The organism is Burkholderia diffusa (genome assembly GCF_001718315.1).
In the GTDB taxonomy this organism is placed as follows: domain Bacteria; phylum Pseudomonadota; class Gammaproteobacteria; order Burkholderiales; family Burkholderiaceae; genus Burkholderia; species Burkholderia diffusa_B.
The window spans coordinates 2,508,525-2,528,282 of sequence record NZ_CP013362.1 but is presented as its reverse complement, the minus strand read 5'-3'; the positions used below and the strand labels follow the sequence as shown (position 1 = coordinate 2,528,282).

Here is a 19,758-nt window from a genome sequence, read left to right as displayed (position 1 = left end):
GGCCGGTCGTTGCCGGCCGGGTCCGTCTGGTTCAACCGTGCCGGATCGCGATCGTCTTCAGCGCGGTGAAGCCGTACAGCGCCTCGAAGCCTTTCTCGCGACCGTGCCCCGAATGGCCGACGCCGCCGAACGGCAGTTCGACGCCGCCACCTGCTCCGTAGTTGTTGATGAATACCTGCCCGGCGCGCAGGCGGCGCGCGAGACGCAGCTGGCGTGCGCCGTCGCGGGTCCAGATCCCCGCGACGAGGCCGTACGGCGTGCCGTTCGCGAGCGCAACCGCTTCGTCTTCATCGACGAAACGCATCGCGGCAAGCACCGGGCCGAACACTTCCTCCTGCGCGAGCCGGTGCGATGGTGGCACGTCGCGCAGCAGCGCGGGAGCCTGGTAGAAGCCGCTTTCCGGTGCGTCGGCGACGACCTGACCGTGCGCGGCCATCGGAATGCCGTCGTGCTGCGCGTCCGACAGGAAATCCCACACGCGCTGCTGCTGCTTGGCGTTGATCAACGGGCCGCAGTCGAGATCCGCGCGGCTCGGGCCGACCCGCAGCCCGTTGAACGCGGTGGCAAGCCGCTCGACGAGCGGCTCGTAGACCGCGCGCTCGATCAGCACGCGGCTGCCCGCCGAGCAGGTCTGCCCGCCGTTCTGCACGATCGCCGATACGAGCACGGGCAGCGCCGCGTCGAGATCGGCGTCGGCGAACACGATCTGCGGCGACTTGCCGCCGAGCTCGAGCGTGACGGGTACGTGGTTCTCGGCGGCCATCTGCGTGACCAGCTTGCCGGTCGCGGGCGAGCCGGTGAACGAGATGTGATCGATGCCGGGATGGCGCGCGAGCGCGGCGCCCGCTTCATGGCCGTAGCCGGTGACGATGTTCAGCGCGCCGGCCGGCAGCCCGGCTTCGGCGGCCAGCTCGGCCACGCGCAGCACGGACAGGCACGCATCCTCGGCCGGCTTCACGACGCACGCGTTGCCGGCCGCGAGCGCCGCGCCGACGCTGCGCCCGAAGATCTGCATCGGGTAGTTCCACGGCACGATGTGGCCGGTGACGCCGTGCGGCTCGCGCACCGTCAGCACCGTGTAGCCGGCTTGATAGGGGAGGGTCTCGCCGTGCAGTTTGTCGGCGGCGCCCGCGTAGAACTCGAAGTAGCGCGCGAGCGCGGCGGCGTCGGCACGTGCCTGCTTCAGCGGCTTGCCGGTGTCGCGTGCCTCGATCGCGGCGAGTTCCTCGAGGTGGTCGGCGACGCGCGCGGACAGCCGCATCAGCACGCGGCCGCGCTCGGCGGCGCTCGCCGCGCCCCACGGGCCCGCGAACGCGTCGCGCGCCGCGGCGACCGCGCGCTCGATGTCGGGCGCGGTGCCGCGTGCGATCGTCGCGAATGGCTGGCCGTCGGACGGGTCGACGACCGGGATCGTCTCCAGTTGCGCAGGCAACGTCCATTCGCCCGCGATGAAGTGCTTCGCTTCTTCCATGCCTGCTCCCATGCTTCGCGCATCGGCCGGATGCCGGCCGCAGTGACGCCGTGCGCGGTTCGGCGCCTCGAGATCCGGAACGATTATCGCGCCGATCGTCATCCGGACGCCACCGGTCGATTGGCTATAATGGCGCATTCCCTGCGGGGACGCCCGCGGCGGTGCAACGGTCGCGGCGCCCTGTCCCGAATTCCATCGACCAACAGAGAGCGCTATGAGCTTCAATCATGTTCCGGCCGGCAAGGACCTGCCGCACGATTTCAACGTGATCATCGAGATCCCCGCGCAAAGCGATCCGGTGAAGTACGAGGCGGACAAGGAGCTGGGTCTCCTCGTCGTCGACCGCTTCATCGGCACGGGCATGCGCTACCCGGTGAACTACGGCTACATCCCGCAGACGCTGTCGGGCGACGGCGATCCGGTCGACGTGCTGGTGATCACGCCGTTCCCGCTGCTGGCCGGCTCGATCGTGCGCTCGCGCGTGCTCGGCATGCTGCAGATGACGGACGAGTCGGGCGTCGACGCGAAGCTCGTCGCCGTGCCGCACGACAAGGTCTGCCCGATGACGGCGAACCTGAAGTCGATCGACGACGTGCCCGAGTACCTGAAGGACCAGATCAAGCACTTCTTCGAGCAATACAAGGCGCTCGAGAAGGGCAAGTGGGTCAAGGTCGAAGGCTGGGCCGGCATCGACGCCGCGCACAAGGAAATCGCCGACGGCGCCGCGAACTACAAGAAGTAAGCCGGCAGGCCGGCCTCGCGGCCGGTTCGTTCGGAACGCAAACCGCGCGTGTCTCCTCAGGAGGCCGCGCGGTTTTGTTTTGTGCGCGGGGCGGCGCGTGTGAGGGTTTTCTTGCGGGCCGGAGCGGGGCTGCCCGTGCTTGCCGCGGTCTTCGCCGTCGCGCGGTGCACGCGGGCAACGGGGGGCGCGACGGTTTCGATGACTTCGGCGGCGGCCTTTCTTGCCGACGAACGGTCGCGCGCCGGAGCGGCGAGTCCGTTCGAGGCGGGCTTGCCGACGATCGCCGGCGCTTTCCGTTTCGGCGGTGCATTCGCGGCCGGCTTGCCCCGTTTTGCCGGCGTGCAGCGCGAGGCGGTCTTTTTCCGTTCCGTTTCGTCGGCCGTCCTCGCACGTTTCACGGCGGCCGGCGCGGCTTTTGCCGACGTTGGGACCGTCGCGGCGCGTCCGGTCTTCGCGGTCTTCGCAGCCTCGGGCTTTTTTCCGGCAGTTCCGCTCTTCGCGGCTTTGCCGCGAGCCGCTTCAGTTTTGGCCGGCTGCGTCGCAATGTCGGCGCGTTGCGCCTTCACCTTCTTCCGTCGGGATGCGCCGTCCTGCGGCCCGGCGGCGTCGACGTTTCCGCCGGTCGACATCCCGGCCGGCAACACCGATTCGAGCGTCCGGATTCCGGCCGCCAGCTCGCGTTTCTGCGCGGCCGTGAGCCGCTTCACCCAGTATTCGGCGCGCGATGCGATCGACCGGTCGGGCAGCGGGAACGATGCGAGCACGGCGCGCGGCTTGCGGGAGCGTGTATAGCGCGCGCCTTTGCCGGACGCGTGCTCGTCGAAGCGCGCGGCGACGTCGGTCGTGATGCCCGTGTAGACGCTGTCGTCGGCGCACTCGATCAGATACAGAAACCAGGACATGGGAAGGCGGCGGGATGCGAAGCCGTCAGTGTCTCAGAAATGGCGTGCGTCAACGCCAACGATCGCCGTGACCGTCGCCGAAGCGGCGCGCCGGCCGGCCGACGCTATCCGGCGCTGCGCCGGAACGGATCGTGCTCGCGCAGCTCGTCGACGTACGCGTGGATATGCTCGGTCTCGCGTTCGAGAAAGCGCGCGACCGCATCGGAGAACGCCGGGTGCGCGAGCCAGTGCGCGGAATGCGTGACGGTCGGCAGGAAACCGCGCGCGAGCTTGTGCTCGCCTTGCGCTCCCCCCTCGAACGTGTCGAGTCCGGCCTCGATGCAGAACTCGAGCAACTGGTAGTAGGCCGTTTCGAAATGCAGGCAGGGCACGTGTTCGAGCGCGCCCCAGTAACGGCCGTACAGCGTGCCGCCGCTGCCGTTCGCGCCGCGCCGGTAGACGGCGAGCGAACTCGCGATCGGCTTCCCGTCGGCTTCGGCGATCACGAGCAGCAGGTTCTCCGGCATCGTCGCCCCGATTGCGCGGAAGAAGTCGAGGTTCAGGTACGGGCTCGAATAGTGCTCGCGGTAGGTCTGCCGATAGCAGCGCGTGAAGAAGCGCCAGTCGGCGTCGGCGATCTGCTCGCCGGTGAGCCGCCGGAACGTGACCCCGGCATCGCGCACCTTGCGCCGTTCCGCGCGGATGTTCTTGCGCTTCTTCTGCTCGAGCGTGCCGAGGAAGTCGTCGAAGTCGCGATAGCCGTCGTTGAGCCAGTGGAACTGCACGCCTTCGCGCAGCATCATCCCCATCGACTCGAGCAGCCGCGCTTCGTCGCCGGTGGGGAACAGCACGTGCAGCGACGACACGTCGCTCTGCTCGGCGAACGCCAGCAGCGTGGCCGCGAGCCGGCGGCGCGCGTCGTCGTCGGCGGCGAGCAGGCGCGTGCCCTGCACCGGCGTGAACGGCACCGCGCACAGCAGCTTCGGGTAATAGGGCAGGTCGTTGCGCTGGTACGCATCGGCCCACGCCCAGTCGAACACGTATTCGCCGTACGAATGCTGTTTCGCGTAGACGGGGGCGGCGGCGGCGAGCCGGCCCGTGCGCGCGTCGGTCAGCGTGACGAAGTGCGGCGACCAGCCGGTGTCGTCGACCGCGCAGCGCGCGACGTGCAGCGCGTCGAGGAATTCGTGGCGCAGGAACGGCGTCGGCTGCGCGTCGCGCTCGAGCAGCGCGTTCCATTCGTCGGCCGGCACCTCCGCGGGGGACGACAGGATGCCCGTGCGATAATCGATGCGTTCGTGTTTCAAGCGTGAATCCGTACTGTTGGATGCCGCCGGACGCGTGCCGCCGTGGCCCGCGTCCGGGACGATTTCGTCAGCCGTTCAGGGCGCGCCGCCAGGCCGCGCCGATCCCGTCATGAAGACCCGACTCGCTCTCGCCCAGATCAACGTCACCGTCGGTGATTTCGCCGGCAACGTCGCGCGGATCGTCGCCGCCGCGCGCGCCGCGCACAACGATGGTGCGCGCCTGATGATCGCGCCCGAACTCGCGCTGTCCGGCTACCCGCCGGAAGACCTGCTGCTGCGACCCGCGTTCTACACGGCGGCGGCCGCCGCGCTCGACACGCTCGCCGATGCGCTGCGCGCGTTCGACGGGCTCGCGGTGCTGGTCGGCCATCCGTTGCGGAGCGCGCCAGCCGTCGATGGTAATGCAAACCGCCCGATCGAGCGCGGCGTGCCGCCGACCGACACCTACAACGCGGTGTCGCTGATCGTCGGCGGCGAGATCGTCGGTACGTACCGCAAGCAGGATCTGCCGAACGCCGACGTGTTCGACGAGAAGCGCTACTTCGCGACGGACACCGAGCCGCTCGTGTTCGAGCTCCACGGCGTCAGATACGGCGTGATCATCTGCGAGGACGCATGGCATGCGTCGGCCGCGCAGATCGCGAAGGCCGCCGGCGCGCAGGTGCTGCTGATCCCGAATGGTTCGCCGTACCACATGAACAAGGAAGCGCTGCGCATCGACATCCTGCGCGCGCGGATCCGCGAAACCGGGCTGCCGATGGTGTACGTGAACCTCGTCGGCGGCCAGGACGAGCTCGTGTTCGACGGCGGCTCGTTCGTGCTCGACGCGCAGGGCGCGCTCGTCGCGAGGATGCCGCAGTTCGAAGAAGGGCACGCGATCGTCGAATTCGACGGGCCGCGCCCGCTGCCCGGCGCGATCGCGCCGGAGTTGCCGGTCGATGCGCAGGTCTATCGCGCGCTCGTGACCGGCGTGCGCGACTACATCGGCAAGAACGGTTTTCCCGGCGTGCTGATCGGGCTGTCGGGCGGCGTCGATTCGGCGCTGGTGCTCGCGGTCGCCTGCGACGCGCTCGGGCCCGAGCGCGTGCGCGCGGTGATGATGCCGTCGCGTTACACGGCCGACATCTCGACCACTGACGCGGCGGAGATGGCGCGGCGCGTCGGCGTGCGCTACGACGAGATCGCGATCGCGCCGATGTTCGACGCGTTCCGTGCGGCGCTCGCCGGCGAATTCGCGGGCCGGGCGGAGGACGCGACGGAAGAGAACATCCAGGCGCGCATCCGCGGCACGCTGCTGATGGCGCTGTCGAACAAGTTCGGCTCGATCGTGCTGACGACCGGCAACAAGAGCGAGATGGCGGTCGGCTACTGCACGCTGTACGGCGACATGGCCGGCGGCTTCGCGGTGATCAAGGACATCGCGAAAACGCTGGTCTACCGGCTGTGCCGCTATCGCAACGCCACGACGGACTACGCGCTGCGCGACGTGATTCCCGAGCGGATCCTGACGCGCGCGCCGTCGGCCGAGCTGCGCGAGAACCAGACGGACCAGGACAGCCTGCCGCCGTACGACGTGCTCGACGCGATCATGCGGATGTACATGGAGGAGGACCGGCCGCTCGCGGAAATCGTCGCGGCTGGCTACGCGGAGGCCGACGTCGCGCGTGTGACGCGGCTCATCAAGATCAACGAATACAAGCGCCGCCAGGCGCCGATCGGCATTCGCGTCACGCACCGCGCATTCGGACGCGACTGGCGCTATCCGATCACGTCACGCTTCACCGAACGTCTCGACTGAGCCGTGCTGGGCCGTACGCGGCCGGCCGGCTTACAATCGGGATCGCGATTTTGCATCCAAACGAGCATTGAGGGACAACCATCATGAAACGCATTACCGCCATCATCAAGCCGTTCAAGCTGGACGAAGTCCGCGAAGCGCTCGCCGAAGTGGGCCTCACCGGCCTGACCGTGACGGAAGTGAAGGGCTTCGGCCGCCAGAAAGGGCACACCGAGCTGTATCGCGGCGCCGAATACGTGGTCGACTTCCTGCCGAAGATGAAGATCGAGGTGGTCGTCGCGGAAGCGCAGGTCGACCAGGTGATCGATGCGGTGATCGGCGCGGCGCGCACGGGCAAGATCGGCGACGGCAAGATCTTCGTGTCGGACGTCGAGCGCGTAATCCGCATCCGCACCGGCGAGGAGAACGAAGCGGCGGTCTGACCGCCGCATCCGGCCCGATCGGCCGATCGGGCCGCGGATCGCGCGATCCGCCCCGCCAATAAAAAACGGTGCGGATACCCGGGTGGGTACCGCACCGATACGCGCCTCTCGCAGCAGCGTGGAAAGTGTTGTCGAATCGTTCTCTGGGCAGCGCCTGATCAGAACAGGTGCTGGATGCCGGCGTAGACGCCGGTCTGGCTGCCGCCCGGATGCGGGTTGCCCGTCGAGACGGCCGTGCCGGCGCCGTTCGCGTTCAGGCCGAAGTTGGCCGTCGAGCTGTTGCGCACCGTCGCGACCTGCACGTCGAACAGCGTGCGCTTCGAAATGTTGTACGAGCCGCCGACCGTGTAGATGTTCGCGTTGCCGCCGCCGTGGTTGGCGTTCACGTGGTACACGGCCGCGATCAGCGCTGCCGCCGGCGTTGCCTGCCACGTCACGCCGCCCCAGACCTGCTGGGTGCCGGTGATGCCGTTGTTGACGGCCGGGCCGCCGCTGCCGTCCGCGTGCGACGACTGGTAGGCCGCCTGCAGCTTGAACTGGCCGAGGAACACGTTCACGCCCGCGAAGTATTCACGCGAGTAGTTGAACACGTCCGAGAAGCGGCCGTTGCTGTCGCGCGTTTCGTCGTAGATGCCGCGCAACTGGAACAGCGAGTTCGTATAGGTGATCTGCGCGCCGGCTGCACGACCCGGCTGGCCGGCCGTCGTGTTGCCGTTGAAGCTGGTCGAGTTCGAGAACGCGAACTGGCCGTAGAAGTCGAGGCCGTAGAACTGCGGCGACTGATACGACACGTTGTTGCTGGTCTTGTTCCAGTTGCGGCCGCGCACGAGCGATGCCGACGACCAGCTCGACTGGCCCAGCGGATCGAAGTCCCACACGCCGTTGGCGATCGCGAGTTCGCGACCCAGCAGCAGCGTACCGTAGCGGTCGTTCGAAATACCGACGGTCGCGAAACGATCCCAGATCGAGCCGCTGAAGCCGCCCGTCATCGTGTTGAACGCGCCTTCGAGGTGGAACAGGACCTTGTTGCCACCACCGATGTCCTCGCTGCCCTTCAAGCCCCACAGGCTCGTGCCCCAGTCGCCGCTTTCGGCGCGCACTTGGTGGCCGTTCTGCAGGCCGTTCAGGTACTCGAGGCCGGCATCCAGGCGACCATACAGCGTAACGCTGCTCTGCGCGTGCGCCGTAACCACCCCAGCAGCCATCAGCGCGGCCGCGACCAAAGCTTTCTTCATCATCTCCTCCATACCCTGTCAAAAAGTCAACCCAGACTGCACGAGATGCCCGGAGCAGCGAGCGCCGGGCAAAAGCGAAAAGCGGGATAACCAGGGAGACCTCGTGCAGGGCCGGTAAGCGCGGCACGCGGGCAAGCGGACGGAAAACCGTTGAGCGGTCCCGCGCGGCCGGGTCGGCTTGCGGGGTCTCCTTGTTGTGTCGTGAAGCTAAACTACATTTCACGAACTTCGTTTTGCTACTTTGGTTACTAATTTAGCAAAAATACAATTTTGTGGCGATGGAAATCGTTGTTTGACTAACACCTGTCGCCAATTTGCCATGCAACACAGTGCGCGACGGGGGCCCAACGGGACGTCGACTCCCCGAAAACCCTTGTCGGAAAAGGGAGACATGGTTTCGACGCACATGGGTCAAGGATTGCCACTATTGACGCGATCGGGGCGCAAGCGTAAGCGCCGGCGAGACGAAATTGGTAAGTATTTCGTAATGAATTGGCGGCATCGCGCAGTTGCCGGGCGGAACCTGAAACGCTTGTCCGGCAAGGGCGCCGCCGCTTGCCGTGGAGCGCGTCCGGCTCAAGCGGGTGCCGCTCGAGCGTCGAGCAACTGCGCGCGAAGCCAGCGGTGCGCGTCGGTGCGCGCATGCTTCGCATGCGAGTAGACCTTCACCGTGTAGCGAGGGATCGCGAACGGCGCAGGGAAGATGCGGATCGGCGCCGCGTGGCGCAACGCCTGCGCGGCGCGGTTCGGCACCGTCATCAGAAGTGCGGATTCCGCGATTACGAACGGTGCGGCCAGCACGCTCGGCAATTGCACGGCGACCTGCCGAGCGAGGCCGAGCCGGTCGAGCACGTAGTCGACGACGCCGCGCGACTCGTTCCACGGCGTGACGACCACGTGGCGTGCCGCGAGGTACTGGTCGAGCGTCAGCCGCCGGCGGATCGACGGATGCGCGGCGCTCGCGATCACCACGTAGTCGTCCGAGAACCAGTCGAAATCCTCGATGCCTGGCGCGTCGGCGGTCGATTCCTCGTGATAGCCGAGCGCGAAGTCGATGCGGCCGGCTGCGAGCTCGTCGATCGAAATCTTTCGGTCGGAGTGGACGACGCGGATCCGCAACCGTGGCGCGACCTGCTCGATGCGCGCGAGCAACGCCGGCAGCACGGCGAATGCCATGTAGTCGCTCGCGGCGAACACGAATGTGCGGTCGCTTTGCGCGGGATCGAAGCGGCGTGCGCGGGCCAGTCCTTTCGACATCGTGTCGAGCGCATCGCCGGCCCAGGTGGCGATGTCGTCGGCGCGCACGGTCGGCTGCATCTCGTTGCCGAGCCGCACGAACAGCGCATCGCCGATCGCATCGCGCAGTCGGGCAAGCGCGTGGCTCAGCGCGGACGGGCTCATCGCCAGTTCGTGCGCGGCCGCTGCGACAGACCGGTGGCGGTACAGCGCGTCGAATGCGAGCAGCAGATTCAGGTCGAGACGGCGCAGGTCGGGATGCATCATGTTCATGTCCGGATGAATAAACTGCACTTCCTGCAGTTGATCGGCAAACGTAGCATGTCGATCTGTCCGACGCCACGCGCGCTCGCGCGGGCGCCGCATTCCGTTTTTGGTCCGGGCCGAAGGAGGGCTCCCTACCGTGCAAATCGACATTCGTCCCGCCACCGTCGCCGACGTGCCGCAAATCCTGCGTTTCATCACCGAGCTGGCCATCTACGAGAAGGCCGAGCATGAGGTGGTCGCGACGCCTGCGTCGCTCGAGCGCAGCCTGTTCGGCGAAGGCACGCCCGCGCGTGCGCTGATCTGCGAGGTCGGCGGCGAGCCGGCCGGCTTCGCCGTGTATTTCTTCTCGTATTCGACGTGGCTCGGCCGCCAGGGGCTGTATCTCGAGGATCTGTACGTATCGCCGCGCTTCCGCGGCGCGGGTGCGGGGCTGCGGCTGCTGAAGGCGCTCGCGCGCATCGCCGTGGACACCGGCTGCGGGCGTTTCGAATGGAGCGTGCTCGACTGGAACGAGCCGGCGATTCGCTTCTACGAAAGCGTCGGCGCGGCGCCGCAGAGCGAATGGGTGCGTTACCGGCTCGCGGGCGATGCGCTGCGCGCGTTCGCCGACGGCGCGCCGGTGGACGCCGCGTAAACGCAAGACGGGCGCCGCGTGGCGCCCGTTCGCGTGTCGTCGCGCGTCGCGCGCGTTATTTGAGGCTGCCCGACAGGAACCCGCGCAGGCGTTCGCTCTTCGGGTTGGCGAACACCTCGGACGGCACGCCTTCTTCCTCGACGCGCCCCTGGTGCAGGAACATCACGTGATTCGACACGTTGCGCGCGAAGCCCATCTCGTGCGTGACGACAATCATCGTGCGGCCTTCCTCGGCCAGCTTCTGCATCACCTTCAGCACTTCACCGACCAGTTCCGGATCCAGCGCCGACGTGGGCTCGTCGAACAACATGACGTCCGGATGCATCGCCAGCGCGCGCGCGATCGCGACGCGCTGCTGCTGGCCGCCCGACAAGTGCGACGGATACTGCTTCTCGACGCGCGGCGCGAGGCCGACCTTTTCGAGATACTCGCGTGCACGGTCTTCGGCTTCCTTCTTCGGGATGCCGAGCACGTTGACGGGGGCTTCCATCACGTTCTCGATCACGTTCATGTGCGACCAGAGATTGAAATGCTGGAACACCATCGACAGCTTGGTGCGCACGCGCTGCAGCTGCTTCGAATCGGCCGCGCGCAGCGCGCCCGTCTTGTCCGGCGTGGTGCGCACTTCCTCGCCGTCGACGACGATGCGGCCCGCGTTCGGCTGCTCGAGGAAGTTGATACAGCGCAGCATCGTGCTCTTGCCGGAACCGGACGAGCCAATCACGCTGATCACGTCGCCCGAGTTGGCCTTCAGCGACACGCCCTTGAGCACCTCGTTGTCGCCGTACCGCTTGTGCAGATCGTCGACGAAAAGCTTCTGAGTCTGGGAATTCATCAATAGTCCTGCGAAAACTTACTTGCCTTGCGGGCGCAGATACGCGAGCCAGCGACGCTCGGCCTGGCGGAACAGCCACACGAGCGTGAACGAGATCACGAGATAGAGCAGGGCTGCGATCCCGAATGCGTGGAACGACATGTAGGTCGCCGAGTTCACGTCGCGCGCGATCTTCAGGATGTCCGGCACGGTCGCGGTGAACGCAACGGTGGTTGCGTGCAGCATCAGGATCACTTCGTTGCTGTAGAGCGGCAGCGCGCGACGCAGCGCCGACGGCAGGATCACGCGGCGATACATCGTGAAGGTGGACATGCCGTACGCGCGCGCGGCTTCGATCTCGCCGTACGACGTCGCCTTGATCGCGCCCGCGAAAATCTCGGTGGTGTACGCACAGGTGTTCAGCGTGAACGCGAGCAGCGTGCAGTGCATCCCGTCGCGGAAGAACGCGTCGAGCAGCGGCGTGCCGCGCACGACCTGCAGGCTGTAGAGGCCGGTGTAGCAGAGCAGCAACTGCACGTAGAGCGGCGTGCCGCGGAACACGTACGTGTAGAGCCACACGGCGCCCGACAGCCACTTTCTTTTCGACACGCGGGCCACCGCGAGGGGCACCGACAGGCAGAAGCCGAGGCCGATCGACACGACCAGCAGCCACAGCGTGATCGCGACGCCGGTGATGCGGAAGCCGTCGGTGTAGAGGTAGTTGCGCCAGTATTCGTTGATGAGTTCGATCATAGGTCAGCCTTGCGGACACCGGTCGAGTAGCGCTTTTCGAGCCACATCAGCACGAAGTTCGAGATCGTCGTGATGGCGAGATAGACCGCACCCGCGATCAGCGTGAAGAAGAAGAACCGCAGCGTGCCCTTGCCGGCATCCTGCGACGCCTTCACGACGTCCGCGAGGCCGATGATCGACACCAGTGCGGTCGATTTCACGAGCACCTGCCAGTTGTTGCCGATGCCCGGCAGCGCGAAGCGCATCATCTGCGGGAACATGATCCGCGTGAACACCTGCCAGTTGGTCATCCCGTACGCGCTGCCTGCTTCGAGCTGGCCGCGCGGCACGGAGAGGAATGCGCCGCGGAAGGTTTCGGTGAAGTACGCGCCGTAGATGAAGCCGAGCACGAGCACGCCCGCGAGGAACGGGTCGATGTCGATCTGATCCCAGTTGAGCGCGTCGGTCGCCATGTTCAGCCAGATCTGCAGGCTGTAGAACAGCAGCAGCATCAGCACGAGATCGGGTACGCCGCGGATCAGCGTCGTATAGACGGTGCCGATGCCGTTCGTGACGCGGTTGCGCGACAGCTTCGCGCCCGCGCCGAGCAGGCCCAGCAGGAACGACAGCGCGAGCGAAAGCACCGCCAGTTTGACGGTTTGCCAGGTGCCTGCGAGGATCAGCGGGCCGTAGCCTTGTAGAAACATATGTGGTCCCTGGTGTGGTCCCGGACGGCGCACGCGGTGCGCCGCGAAAGACGCGCCCGCCAAGCTGCGCGGAACGCCCCGTGCGTATCATGACCGTCCGCCCCGGCAACGGTGCCGGGCCAGCCCGTCGCGCAGAGCAGCGGGCGAGGGGCGGGCGGCGCGTGGTTGACTGCCTGTACTGCCGGACGCGGGGCGCGCCCGCATCCGCTTCCCGTCATTGTCGGCGCTCAACGAGCCGAGTAGACGCTGAACGAGAAATACTTGTGCGACAGCCGGTCGTACGTGCCGTCCTTGTGCATGTCGGCCAGCGCCTTGTTGATCTTGAGCTTCAGGTCCGTGTCTTCCTTGCGCAGGCCGATCGCGGTACCGTCGCCGATCGTCTTCGGATCCTTCACTTCCGGCCCGGCGAACGCGACGCCCTTGCCGCGCGGCGTGCGCAGGAAGCCGTAGTCCGCCTGCAGTTCATCCTGCAGCGTCGCGTCGAGGCGGCCCGAGCCGAGATCGGCATAGACCTGGTCCTGGTTCTGGTAAGGAATGATCGTCACGCCTTGCGGTTCCCAGTACGCCTTCGCGTAGGATTCCTGCGTCGAGCCCTGCTCGACGCCGACGCGCTTGCCCTTGAGCGAAGCGACCGTCGGCAGCAGCGGCGAGCCGGCCTTCGCGATCATTCGCGCGGGCGCGTCGTACACCTTGTCGGAGAAGTCGATCTGCTCGCGACGCTTGTCGGTGACGGTCAGCGACGACACGATGACGTCGTACTTCTTCGCCTTCAGCGCGGGGATGATCCCGTCGAGATCCTGCGCGACCCACACGCACTTCACGTTGATGCGCTTGCAGATTTCCTTGGTGAGATCGACGTCGAAACCGACGATCTCGCCGCTCGGCGCGGTCGACTCGAACGGCGGGTAGCTGGCATCGACGCCGATCCGCACGGTCTTCCACTCTTTCGCGAAGGCGCTGCCCGCCACGAGGGCGAGGGCGGCGCACAGGGCGGCCTTCTTCATTTCCATTCTTTTGTCGCTCACTTCCGGGGAGGCGCTCGCGGCCGGTCGGGCCGGGCGCCGCGGCGTATTCTAGACGGCCAAAATTCGTGTTTCGGCACGCTGGCATCGGCGCTCGCCGGACGGGCGAACGCCAAAAGGGCGGTATTTTACCCGAACGCGATACCCGGAAAACGGCAATCCGGCGTGACCGATGGATTCTTCGATCCGGGCGTTGCGGCAATCGTGGTATTCGCAACGAGCAGTGCGCTGATTGGGTTCGTGGGTGCAACGATGCGGTGCGCGGGCGGAGGATTGTGGCTCGCTCGGTGCGCCCCTAGAGTGCAGGTAAACCCGAACAAAGAATATCTGCCTGCCGGAGTGCCCGCCCCATGTTCCAGATCCGCCGCGCCGCCGACCGCTGCCACACGCGCCAAGGCTGGCTCGAGTCGAGCCACAGCTTTCCGCTTGCCGGTCATGCCGAGGCCGCGCCTGCCCCATTCGGCGCGCTGCGCGCGCTGAGCGAGGACCGGATCGCGCCGACACGCGGTTTCGGGATGCAGCCGCGCCGCGACCTCGAAATCGTCACCTGCGTGCTGGACGGCGCGCTCGCGCATCGCGACAGCCTCGGCAACGGCGCCATCGTCCGCGCCGGCGGCATCCAGCGGATGAGCGCCGGCACGGGGCTCATGCACAGTGAAACCAATGCGTCGTGCGACCGCGTGCTGCATCTGCTGCAGATCTGGCTGCAACCGGCCGAGCGCGGCGGGCGACCCGACTACGCGGAGCGGCGTTTCGCCGACGACGAGAAGCGCGGCCGCCTGCGGCTCGTCGCGTCGCCGGACGGCGACGACGGGGCGCTGTCGATCCGGGCGGATGCGCGAATCTTCTCGGGGCTGATCGACGGCGGCGAGGAGGTGGTATTCGGTGTGCCGGCCGGACGCGGTGCTTATGTGCATGTGGCGCGCGGCGACGTGGAAGTCAACGGCCACGCGCTCGCCGCGGGCGACGGTGCGCGGATCGCCGGGGTGGACGCAATCGCGTTCGCACGCGGCCGGGCGGCCGAGGTGCTGCTGTTCGACGTCGCCTGAAACAAAATGGGGGACGCGGGCCGAGTGCCCGCGTCCCCCGCGATGCCGGCCGGGAAGGCGGCCCGCCGGCTTACTGCGCGGGCGCCGACGCGGCGTTGCCCGCGCGGTGTTGCTGCCAGCGTTCCTTCATCTTCTCGTGACGCTGCTCCATCCGCGCGAACTGCTGTTTCAGCGCGGTGCTGACCGTCGTTTTCTGCTGGTCGTTCAGTCCGTTGTAGAACGCGAGCCACGCGGCCGAGCTCTGCTCGCGCAGCTGCGCATTCTGCTGCTCGGCCTGCTGGCGGGCGGCGTGCATCGCGTTCAGGTCGAGGATCGGCTGATTCTGCTGCGCCTTGAACTGCTCGCGCATCTGCTCGTGGCTCTTGCGCATCGCTTCATGGTTCTGCTTCATCGTGTTGACGGCCGTCTGCCATTGCTGCTCCTGCGATGCGTTGAGCTTCAGCTGATCGTGCAGCTTCATGATCACGCCAAACGGGCCGCCGTCATGCCCGCCGTCATGCCCGCCGTGCATCTGGTGCATCCCGGGGCCGCCCGGCGGCGGCATGTCGTTGGGCGACGCGGCATGCGCGGTGCCGAATGCGAGAGCGAGCACGGCGGCGGCCGCAATGGCCACGCGGGAAGTCTTCTTATACATTTCAGGAACTCCTGTATCCAAAGGGTCCGGCGATGCGATGCGCGGGTGACGCGTTTGCCGCATCCGGTAAGACGCAGGTTAGCGGCGCGTGTCCCGGCGGGTGTTACGCGGGGTGGCTGCCCGGTTACGGTGCATTACAGTTCCCTTGCGCCGTAACCCGCAGTAACCCTTTCGTTCCTTTGTATCGTTCTTCGACTCCGCGCTCGCGCGGTAAACTTCGAGCCATGACTACCCAGATTCTCATCGTCGACGACGACCAAGAACTCCGTGACCTGCTGCGCGACTATCTCGTGCGCCAGGGGATGGAAGTGTCCGTGCTGCACGACGCGGCGACGCTCGAGAAGCGTCTCGAGCGCGAGCGGCCCGACCTGATCGTGCTGGACCTGATGATGCCGGGCGTGGACGGCCTGACCGCACTGCGCCAACTGCGGGCGGCCGGCGACGATATCCCCGTGATCATGCTGACGGCACGCGCGGACGACGTCGACCGCATCGTCGGGCTCGAACTCGGCGCGGACGACTACCTCGGCAAGCCGTTCAACCCGCGCGAGCTGCTCGCGCGCGTGCAGGCCGTGCTGCGCCGCCGCCGGGCGACGCCGTCGGCGGCTGCGCCCGAGCAACGCGAGCCGTTCGCGTTCGGCCGCTTCGTACTCGACTTCCAGGCGCGCACGTTGTCGGTCGACGGCAAGCCGGCAACGCTGTCGAGCAGCGAATTCGCGCTGCTGAAGATCTTCGTGAACCACGCGCTGCGCACGCTCACGCGCGAGCGGCTGCTCGAGCTGCTGCACGGGCCCGAATACGACGGCACCGACCGCGGCATCGACGTCCAGGTGTGGCGCCTGCGCCGCATCCTGGAAACGGATCCGTCGACGCCGCGCTTCATCCAGACGGTCCGCGGGCGCGGTTACGTGTTCGTGCCCGACGGCGAGGCCCATGCGCAAACCCATTGATTCACTGTTCGGGCGGCTGGCGCTGCTGGTCGTCGGCGTGCTGCTCCTGTCGCACTTCGCGTGGTTCTTCGCGATGCGCCTCGAGCGCAGCCAGATGCAGACGCGTTACGCGGTCGAGGAGGCCGCCTTTCTCGTCGACGCCGTGCGCCAGCACGTCGAGCGCACGCCCGACCAGCCGCTGCCGTCACGGGTGCGGCTGGTGTCGCCGGACAGTCCCGACGTGCCGACGAGCGCAGGGTCGAACCTGCCGGCGCCGCTCAAGCGTTTCCGCGACGACGTGAGCGAGCGCATGCCGCCCGGCACCCTGGTCGAGATCGGCGCGCCGGGCCATCCCCCGGTGCTGTGGGTCAAGGAGCCGACCGACCGCAACTGGATCGTGGTGCCCGTGCAGCCGCTGCGCCCGCCGCGCTCGCTCGACCGGATGCTGCTGTGGCTCGGCACGATCTTCTCGGCAGGCGTGATTGCCGCGCTGTTTGCGGCCTGGCAGTTGCAGCAGCCGCTGCGCTCGCTGGCGCGCGCGGTCGCGCGCTTCGGCCGCGGCCAGCCGGTGCCGCCGCTGCGCGAGCGCGGCCCGCGTGAGCTGCGCCAGCTCACGCACGGCTTCAACCAGATGGTGGAACAGGTGTCGCAAGCCGAGAGCGATCGCGCGGTGATGTTGGCGGGCGTCGCGCACGACCTGCGTACGCCGCTCGCGCGGATGCGGTTGCGCGCGGAAATGATGGACGACGCGCGGCTGCGCGACGGCGTGGTGCGCGATGTCGACTCGATGTCGCACATCGTCGACCAGTTCCTCGTGTTCGCGCACGGCGGGGCGGACCGCAGCGAGCCCGTGCCGGTCGACCAGACCTGCGAGCGGATCGCGCGCAGCTACCGCGCGGTCGCACCGAACGCGCCGGCGGTCCAGACGCATCTGGCAGCCGACGAAGGTTTCCGCCTGCCGACCGCGACGCTCGACCGGATCCTGTCGAACCTGCTGGACAACGCGCATGCGTACGGCGCCCCGCCCGTGCTCGTCGAGACGGCGCGCACGCCGACGGGTTACGTGCTGTCGGTCAGCGACAGCGGCGGTGGAATCGCGCCGCGCGACCTGGCGGCCGCGACGCGGCCGTTCGTGCGGCTCGACCCCGCGCGCGGCGGCAATGGCCACAGCGGGCTGGGGCTCGCGATCGTCGAGCGGCTGGTGCTGAGGCTGGGCGGGGCGTGCGAGATCGGCAATCGTCCCGAGGGCGGCCTGCGTGTGGCGATGACATTCCCGTTCGACGTGGTGCCGAAGGACGAACTGCACGCCAAGGCCGCGTAAGCGCGGATGCGGCGCCTGCCGGGCAGGCGCCGCGCGACATCATTCGCCGAACAGCGTGCCGAGCGTCTCGGCGGCGTTGCTGTCGATGGTGTTGTAGGTCACGCTCGTGGCCTCGAAGATATAGACGGTCGTATAGCGGCCAAGGCGCTCCAGAATCTCCTCCTGCAGCGATTCCGGCACGACGTTCATGTTCAGGTACCATGCCGTCGACGACAGCCGGGTCTGGAACGACCCATACTCCTGCATCAGCTCGTAGAACGCATCGGCATCCTGATCGCGGCAGACGATCACCAAGTTTCCTGCCATTCCCTTCCTCCCGCTGGTCGGTCGATCCCCGGCGGCTGTGGTCAACACCGACGCCAGGGGCTAGCCCCGATCATACCTGCTTCGCCGCAATCGTCCGCTGACGTCCGGCATGGATTGCGTCCGCGTGTGGTTGGCGGGTTCCCGGCCGGCCCGGATCACGGCATAATTCGGGGCCTGCATGCCGGCCTGAGGACTGCGGCCGGGCTGCTCCGCATCGCGCGCCTGTTGTTCGCCCGCTGCCGGGCACGATCGGTGCGCCGTCCGCGCGGCGCCGGCCCCGGACGGTTGAACCTGAAATACAGGTTGGTGTAGTGTCGTGCCGTCGCGGCCAGACTCGCCGCGCCGGGGCGCAGCCTGCACGCACGGCGGCCTCGCGCTGGCGTCAGATCGTGAATCAATCGAATTACCGCGTCGAATTACCGCGCCCGTGCGCTTTGCCATGAATCAACATCGTCTGCCGGCTTCGTTCGGCCTTACCGGGGAGGGCGCCTGATGGACGTCGGATTCTTCAATCCGAACCGGACCGCCAACGCGTCCGCGTGGCGCGTTCTGCCGAACCGATGGGACTTCATCGCGTTCCCGCTGATCATCTGCCTGATCGCGATGGCGGTCGTCGGCTTTCATGAAACGATGGCGCCGATCGGGACCCTTCAGACCCAGAAGATCTCGCTCGATCCGTCGAACCTGCCAGAATACGCGCTGCGCACCACGCTGCGAATGCTCGCCGCGATGGTCGCGTCGCTCGCGTTCACGCTCGTCTACGGCACGCTCGCCGCGAAAAGCCGCCGCGCCGGCATGGTGCTGATCCCGATCCTCGACATCCTGCAGTCGGTGCCGGTGCTCGGCTTCATCTCCTTTACGGTGACGTTCTTCCTCGCGCTGTTCCCGAGCCGCGTGCTCGGCGCCGAACTGGCCGCGATCTTCGCGATCTTCACGAGCCAGGCGTGGAACATGACGTTCAGCTTCTACCAGTCGCTGCGCACGGTGCCGCGCGATCTGGACGAAGTGTCGCGCGGCTTTCACCTGACGTCGTGGCAGCGCTTCTGGAAGCTCGAGGTGCCGTTCTCGATGCCGGGGCTGATCTGGAACATGATGATGTCGATGTCGGGCGGCTGGTTCTTCGTCGTCGCATCGGAGGCCATCACCGTCGGCAACCAGACCATCACGCTGCCCGGGATCGGCGCGTATCTCGCGCAGGCGATCTCGGACAAGAACCTCGGCGCGATCGGCTGGGTGATCCTGACGATGACGGTCGTGATCCTGGCCTATGACCAGCTCCTGTTCCGCCCGCTGATCGCGTGGGCCGACAAGTTCCGGATGGAGAACACCGCGTCGGGCGACGCGCCGCAATCCTGGCTGCTCGACCTCGTGCGCCGTACGCGCCTGATTCATCAACTGCTCGTGCCGGCCGGCTGGTTCTTCGCGAAGGCCGCGCGGATTCCGCTGCGTCTTCCGTTGTCGGGCGCGATGCGCTTCACGCTGCCCAAGGTCGAGAAGAAGGCGTCGCGCACGGTCGATATCGCGTGGGCGGTGCTCGTGCTGCTCGGCACTGCCTATATCGTGTGGCGTGTCGTCAGTTTCGTGTCGACCGGCGTGACGATGGCCGAAGTCGGCCATGTGATCGTGCTTGGCCTCATCACGCTGCTGCGCGTGGTCGTGCTGATCGCGATCGCGTCCGTGATCTGGGTGCCTGTCGGCGTGTGGATCGGGCTGCGCCCGAAGCTCGCCGAGAAGCTGCAGCCGCTCGCGCAGTTCCTCGCCGCGTTCCCGGCGAACCTGCTGTTCCCGGTGTTCGTGATCGTGATCGCGCGCTTCCACCTGAACGCCGATATCTGGCTGTCGCCGCTGATCGTGCTCGGCACGCAGTGGTATATCCTGTTCAACGTGATCGCGGGCGCGACGTCCTATCCGAACGACTATCGCGAAGCCGCGACGAATTTCCGGATCCGCGGCTGGCAGTGGTGGCGCCAGGCGATCCTGCCCGGCATCTTCCCGTACTACGTGACCGGCGCGATCACCGCGTCGGGCGGTGCGTGGAATGCGAGCATCGTGTCCGAAGCGGTGCAGTGGGGCACGACCAGGATCGAGGCGCACGGCCTCGGCGCGTACATCGCGCAGACCACCGCCGCGGGCGACTTTCCGAAGATCATCCTGGGCATCGCCGTGATGTCCTTGTTCGTTACCCTGTTCAACCGCCTGCTGTGGCGCCCGCTGTATGCCTTCGCCGAAGCGAAGCTGCGGCTCGACTGAG

At 67.2% G+C, this 19,758-nt stretch carries 19 protein-coding genes; 8 read left to right on the top strand and 11 right to left on the bottom strand.

Annotated features, from left to right (window positions below):
- Nucleotides 1–31: 31 nt before the first annotated feature.
- A complete protein-coding gene (locus WI26_RS11660; protein WP_059468310.1) occupies nucleotides 32–1,471 on the bottom strand; it encodes an aldehyde dehydrogenase family protein in 1,440 nt (479 codons plus the stop codon).
- Nucleotides 1,472–1,685: 214 nt separating this feature from the next.
- Here WI26_RS11660 and ppa point away from each other — a divergent pair, with 214 nt between their 5' ends.
- Nucleotides 1,686–2,213, top strand: a complete 528-nt coding sequence (gene ppa / locus WI26_RS11655) for an inorganic diphosphatase (protein WP_011885693.1) — start codon at nucleotides 1,686–1,688, stop codon at nucleotides 2,211–2,213.
- Nucleotides 2,214–2,269: 56 nt separating this feature from the next.
- On the opposite strand, the gene WI26_RS11650 is transcribed toward ppa, so the two are convergent.
- The gene (locus WI26_RS11650) at nucleotides 2,270–3,115 is read right to left on the bottom strand and encodes a GIY-YIG nuclease family protein (protein ID WP_069225990.1); all 846 of its coding nucleotides are present in this window, start codon (nucleotides 3,113–3,115) and stop codon (nucleotides 2,270–2,272) included.
- 104 nt (nucleotides 3,116–3,219) lie between these two features.
- Nucleotides 3,220–4,401, bottom strand: coding sequence for a GNAT family N-acetyltransferase (locus tag WI26_RS11645; RefSeq protein ID WP_059511679.1), 1,182 nt, complete (start codon nucleotides 4,399–4,401; stop codon nucleotides 3,220–3,222).
- Between the two features lie 109 nt (nucleotides 4,402–4,510).
- On the opposite strand from WI26_RS11645, the gene WI26_RS11640 reads away from it, so the two are divergent.
- Both WI26_RS11640 and WI26_RS11635 read left to right on the top strand, forming a co-directional pair.
- A complete protein-coding gene (locus tag WI26_RS11640; RefSeq protein WP_069226412.1) occupies nucleotides 4,511–6,199 on the top strand; it encodes an NAD+ synthase in 1,689 nt (562 codons plus the stop codon).
- An 83-nt stretch (nucleotides 6,200–6,282) separates the two neighbouring features.
- Nucleotides 6,283–6,621 (top strand): P-II family nitrogen regulator, encoded by a 339-nt coding sequence (locus tag WI26_RS11635; RefSeq protein ID WP_006398637.1) that lies wholly within the window; start codon nucleotides 6,283–6,285, stop codon nucleotides 6,619–6,621.
- Between the two features lie 158 nt (nucleotides 6,622–6,779).
- On the opposite strand, the gene WI26_RS11630 is transcribed toward WI26_RS11635, so the two are convergent.
- Together WI26_RS11630 and WI26_RS11625 are read right to left on the bottom strand one after the other, a co-directional pair.
- Nucleotides 6,780–7,859, bottom strand: coding sequence for a porin (locus tag WI26_RS11630; protein WP_059468308.1), 1,080 nt, complete (start codon nucleotides 7,857–7,859; stop codon nucleotides 6,780–6,782).
- A 573-nt stretch (nucleotides 7,860–8,432) separates the two neighbouring features.
- Complete coding sequence (locus WI26_RS11625) at nucleotides 8,433–9,359, bottom strand: LysR family transcriptional regulator (protein WP_069226411.1); 927 nt, start codon at nucleotides 9,357–9,359, stop codon at nucleotides 8,433–8,435.
- A gap of 136 nt (nucleotides 9,360–9,495) precedes the next feature.
- Here WI26_RS11625 and WI26_RS11620 point away from each other — a divergent pair, with 136 nt between their 5' ends.
- The gene (locus WI26_RS11620; protein WP_069225989.1) at nucleotides 9,496–9,993 is read left to right on the top strand and encodes a GNAT family N-acetyltransferase; all 498 of its coding nucleotides are present in this window, start codon (nucleotides 9,496–9,498) and stop codon (nucleotides 9,991–9,993) included.
- 55 nt (nucleotides 9,994–10,048) lie between these two features.
- Here WI26_RS11620 and WI26_RS11615 read toward each other — a convergent pair whose 3' ends face one another.
- The 4 genes from WI26_RS11615 to WI26_RS11600 all read right to left on the bottom strand — a co-directional run bounded on the left by WI26_RS11615 (nucleotide 10,049) and on the right by WI26_RS11600 (nucleotide 13,250).
- Nucleotides 10,049–10,828 carry an ABC transporter ATP-binding protein gene (locus WI26_RS11615; protein ID WP_057925998.1) on the bottom strand — a complete coding sequence of 260 codons (780 nt, stop codon included), beginning with the start codon at nucleotides 10,826–10,828 and terminating at the stop codon, nucleotides 10,049–10,051.
- 18 nt (nucleotides 10,829–10,846) lie between these two features.
- The gene (locus tag WI26_RS11610; RefSeq protein ID WP_059451023.1) at nucleotides 10,847–11,560 is read right to left on the bottom strand and encodes an ABC transporter permease; all 714 of its coding nucleotides are present in this window, start codon (nucleotides 11,558–11,560) and stop codon (nucleotides 10,847–10,849) included.
- On the bottom strand, nucleotides 11,557–12,246 hold the full coding sequence (locus WI26_RS11605; RefSeq protein ID WP_059451024.1) for an ABC transporter permease: 690 nt from the start codon (nucleotides 12,244–12,246) through the stop codon (nucleotides 11,557–11,559). Before WI26_RS11605 ends, WI26_RS11610 begins: the two co-directional genes overlap by 4 nt.
- A gap of 227 nt (nucleotides 12,247–12,473) precedes the next feature.
- Nucleotides 12,474–13,250 (bottom strand): ABC transporter substrate-binding protein, encoded by a 777-nt coding sequence (locus WI26_RS11600; protein ID WP_069226410.1) that lies wholly within the window; start codon nucleotides 13,248–13,250, stop codon nucleotides 12,474–12,476.
- Nucleotides 13,251–13,618: 368 nt separating this feature from the next.
- Between WI26_RS11600 and WI26_RS11595 the strand changes: the two genes are divergently transcribed.
- The gene (locus WI26_RS11595) at nucleotides 13,619–14,317 is read left to right on the top strand and encodes a pirin family protein (protein ID WP_069225988.1); all 699 of its coding nucleotides are present in this window, start codon (nucleotides 13,619–13,621) and stop codon (nucleotides 14,315–14,317) included.
- Between the two features lie 70 nt (nucleotides 14,318–14,387).
- On the opposite strand, the gene WI26_RS11590 is transcribed toward WI26_RS11595, so the two are convergent.
- On the bottom strand, nucleotides 14,388–14,951 hold the full coding sequence (locus WI26_RS11590; RefSeq protein ID WP_069225987.1) for a periplasmic heavy metal sensor: 564 nt from the start codon (nucleotides 14,949–14,951) through the stop codon (nucleotides 14,388–14,390).
- Nucleotides 14,952–15,175: 224 nt separating this feature from the next.
- Between WI26_RS11590 and WI26_RS11585 the strand changes: the two genes are divergently transcribed.
- Nucleotides 15,176–15,901, top strand: a complete 726-nt coding sequence (locus WI26_RS11585) for a response regulator (RefSeq protein ID WP_009693256.1) — start codon at nucleotides 15,176–15,178, stop codon at nucleotides 15,899–15,901.
- Nucleotides 15,885–17,201, top strand: a complete 1,317-nt coding sequence (locus WI26_RS11580) for an ATP-binding protein (protein ID WP_059468209.1) — start codon at nucleotides 15,885–15,887, stop codon at nucleotides 17,199–17,201. The genes WI26_RS11585 and WI26_RS11580 overlap by 17 nt, the downstream gene beginning before the upstream one ends.
- Before the next feature lie 39 nt (nucleotides 17,202–17,240).
- On the opposite strand, the gene WI26_RS11575 is transcribed toward WI26_RS11580, so the two are convergent.
- Nucleotides 17,241–17,507, bottom strand: a complete 267-nt coding sequence (locus WI26_RS11575) for a hypothetical protein (protein ID WP_027786765.1) — start codon at nucleotides 17,505–17,507, stop codon at nucleotides 17,241–17,243.
- A 492-nt stretch (nucleotides 17,508–17,999) separates the two neighbouring features.
- Here WI26_RS11575 and WI26_RS11570 point away from each other — a divergent pair, with 492 nt between their 5' ends.
- The gene (locus WI26_RS11570) at nucleotides 18,000–19,757 is read left to right on the top strand and encodes an ABC transporter permease (protein WP_069225986.1); all 1,758 of its coding nucleotides are present in this window, start codon (nucleotides 18,000–18,002) and stop codon (nucleotides 19,755–19,757) included.
- The last annotated feature ends 1 nt before the right edge of the window (nucleotide 19,758 follow it).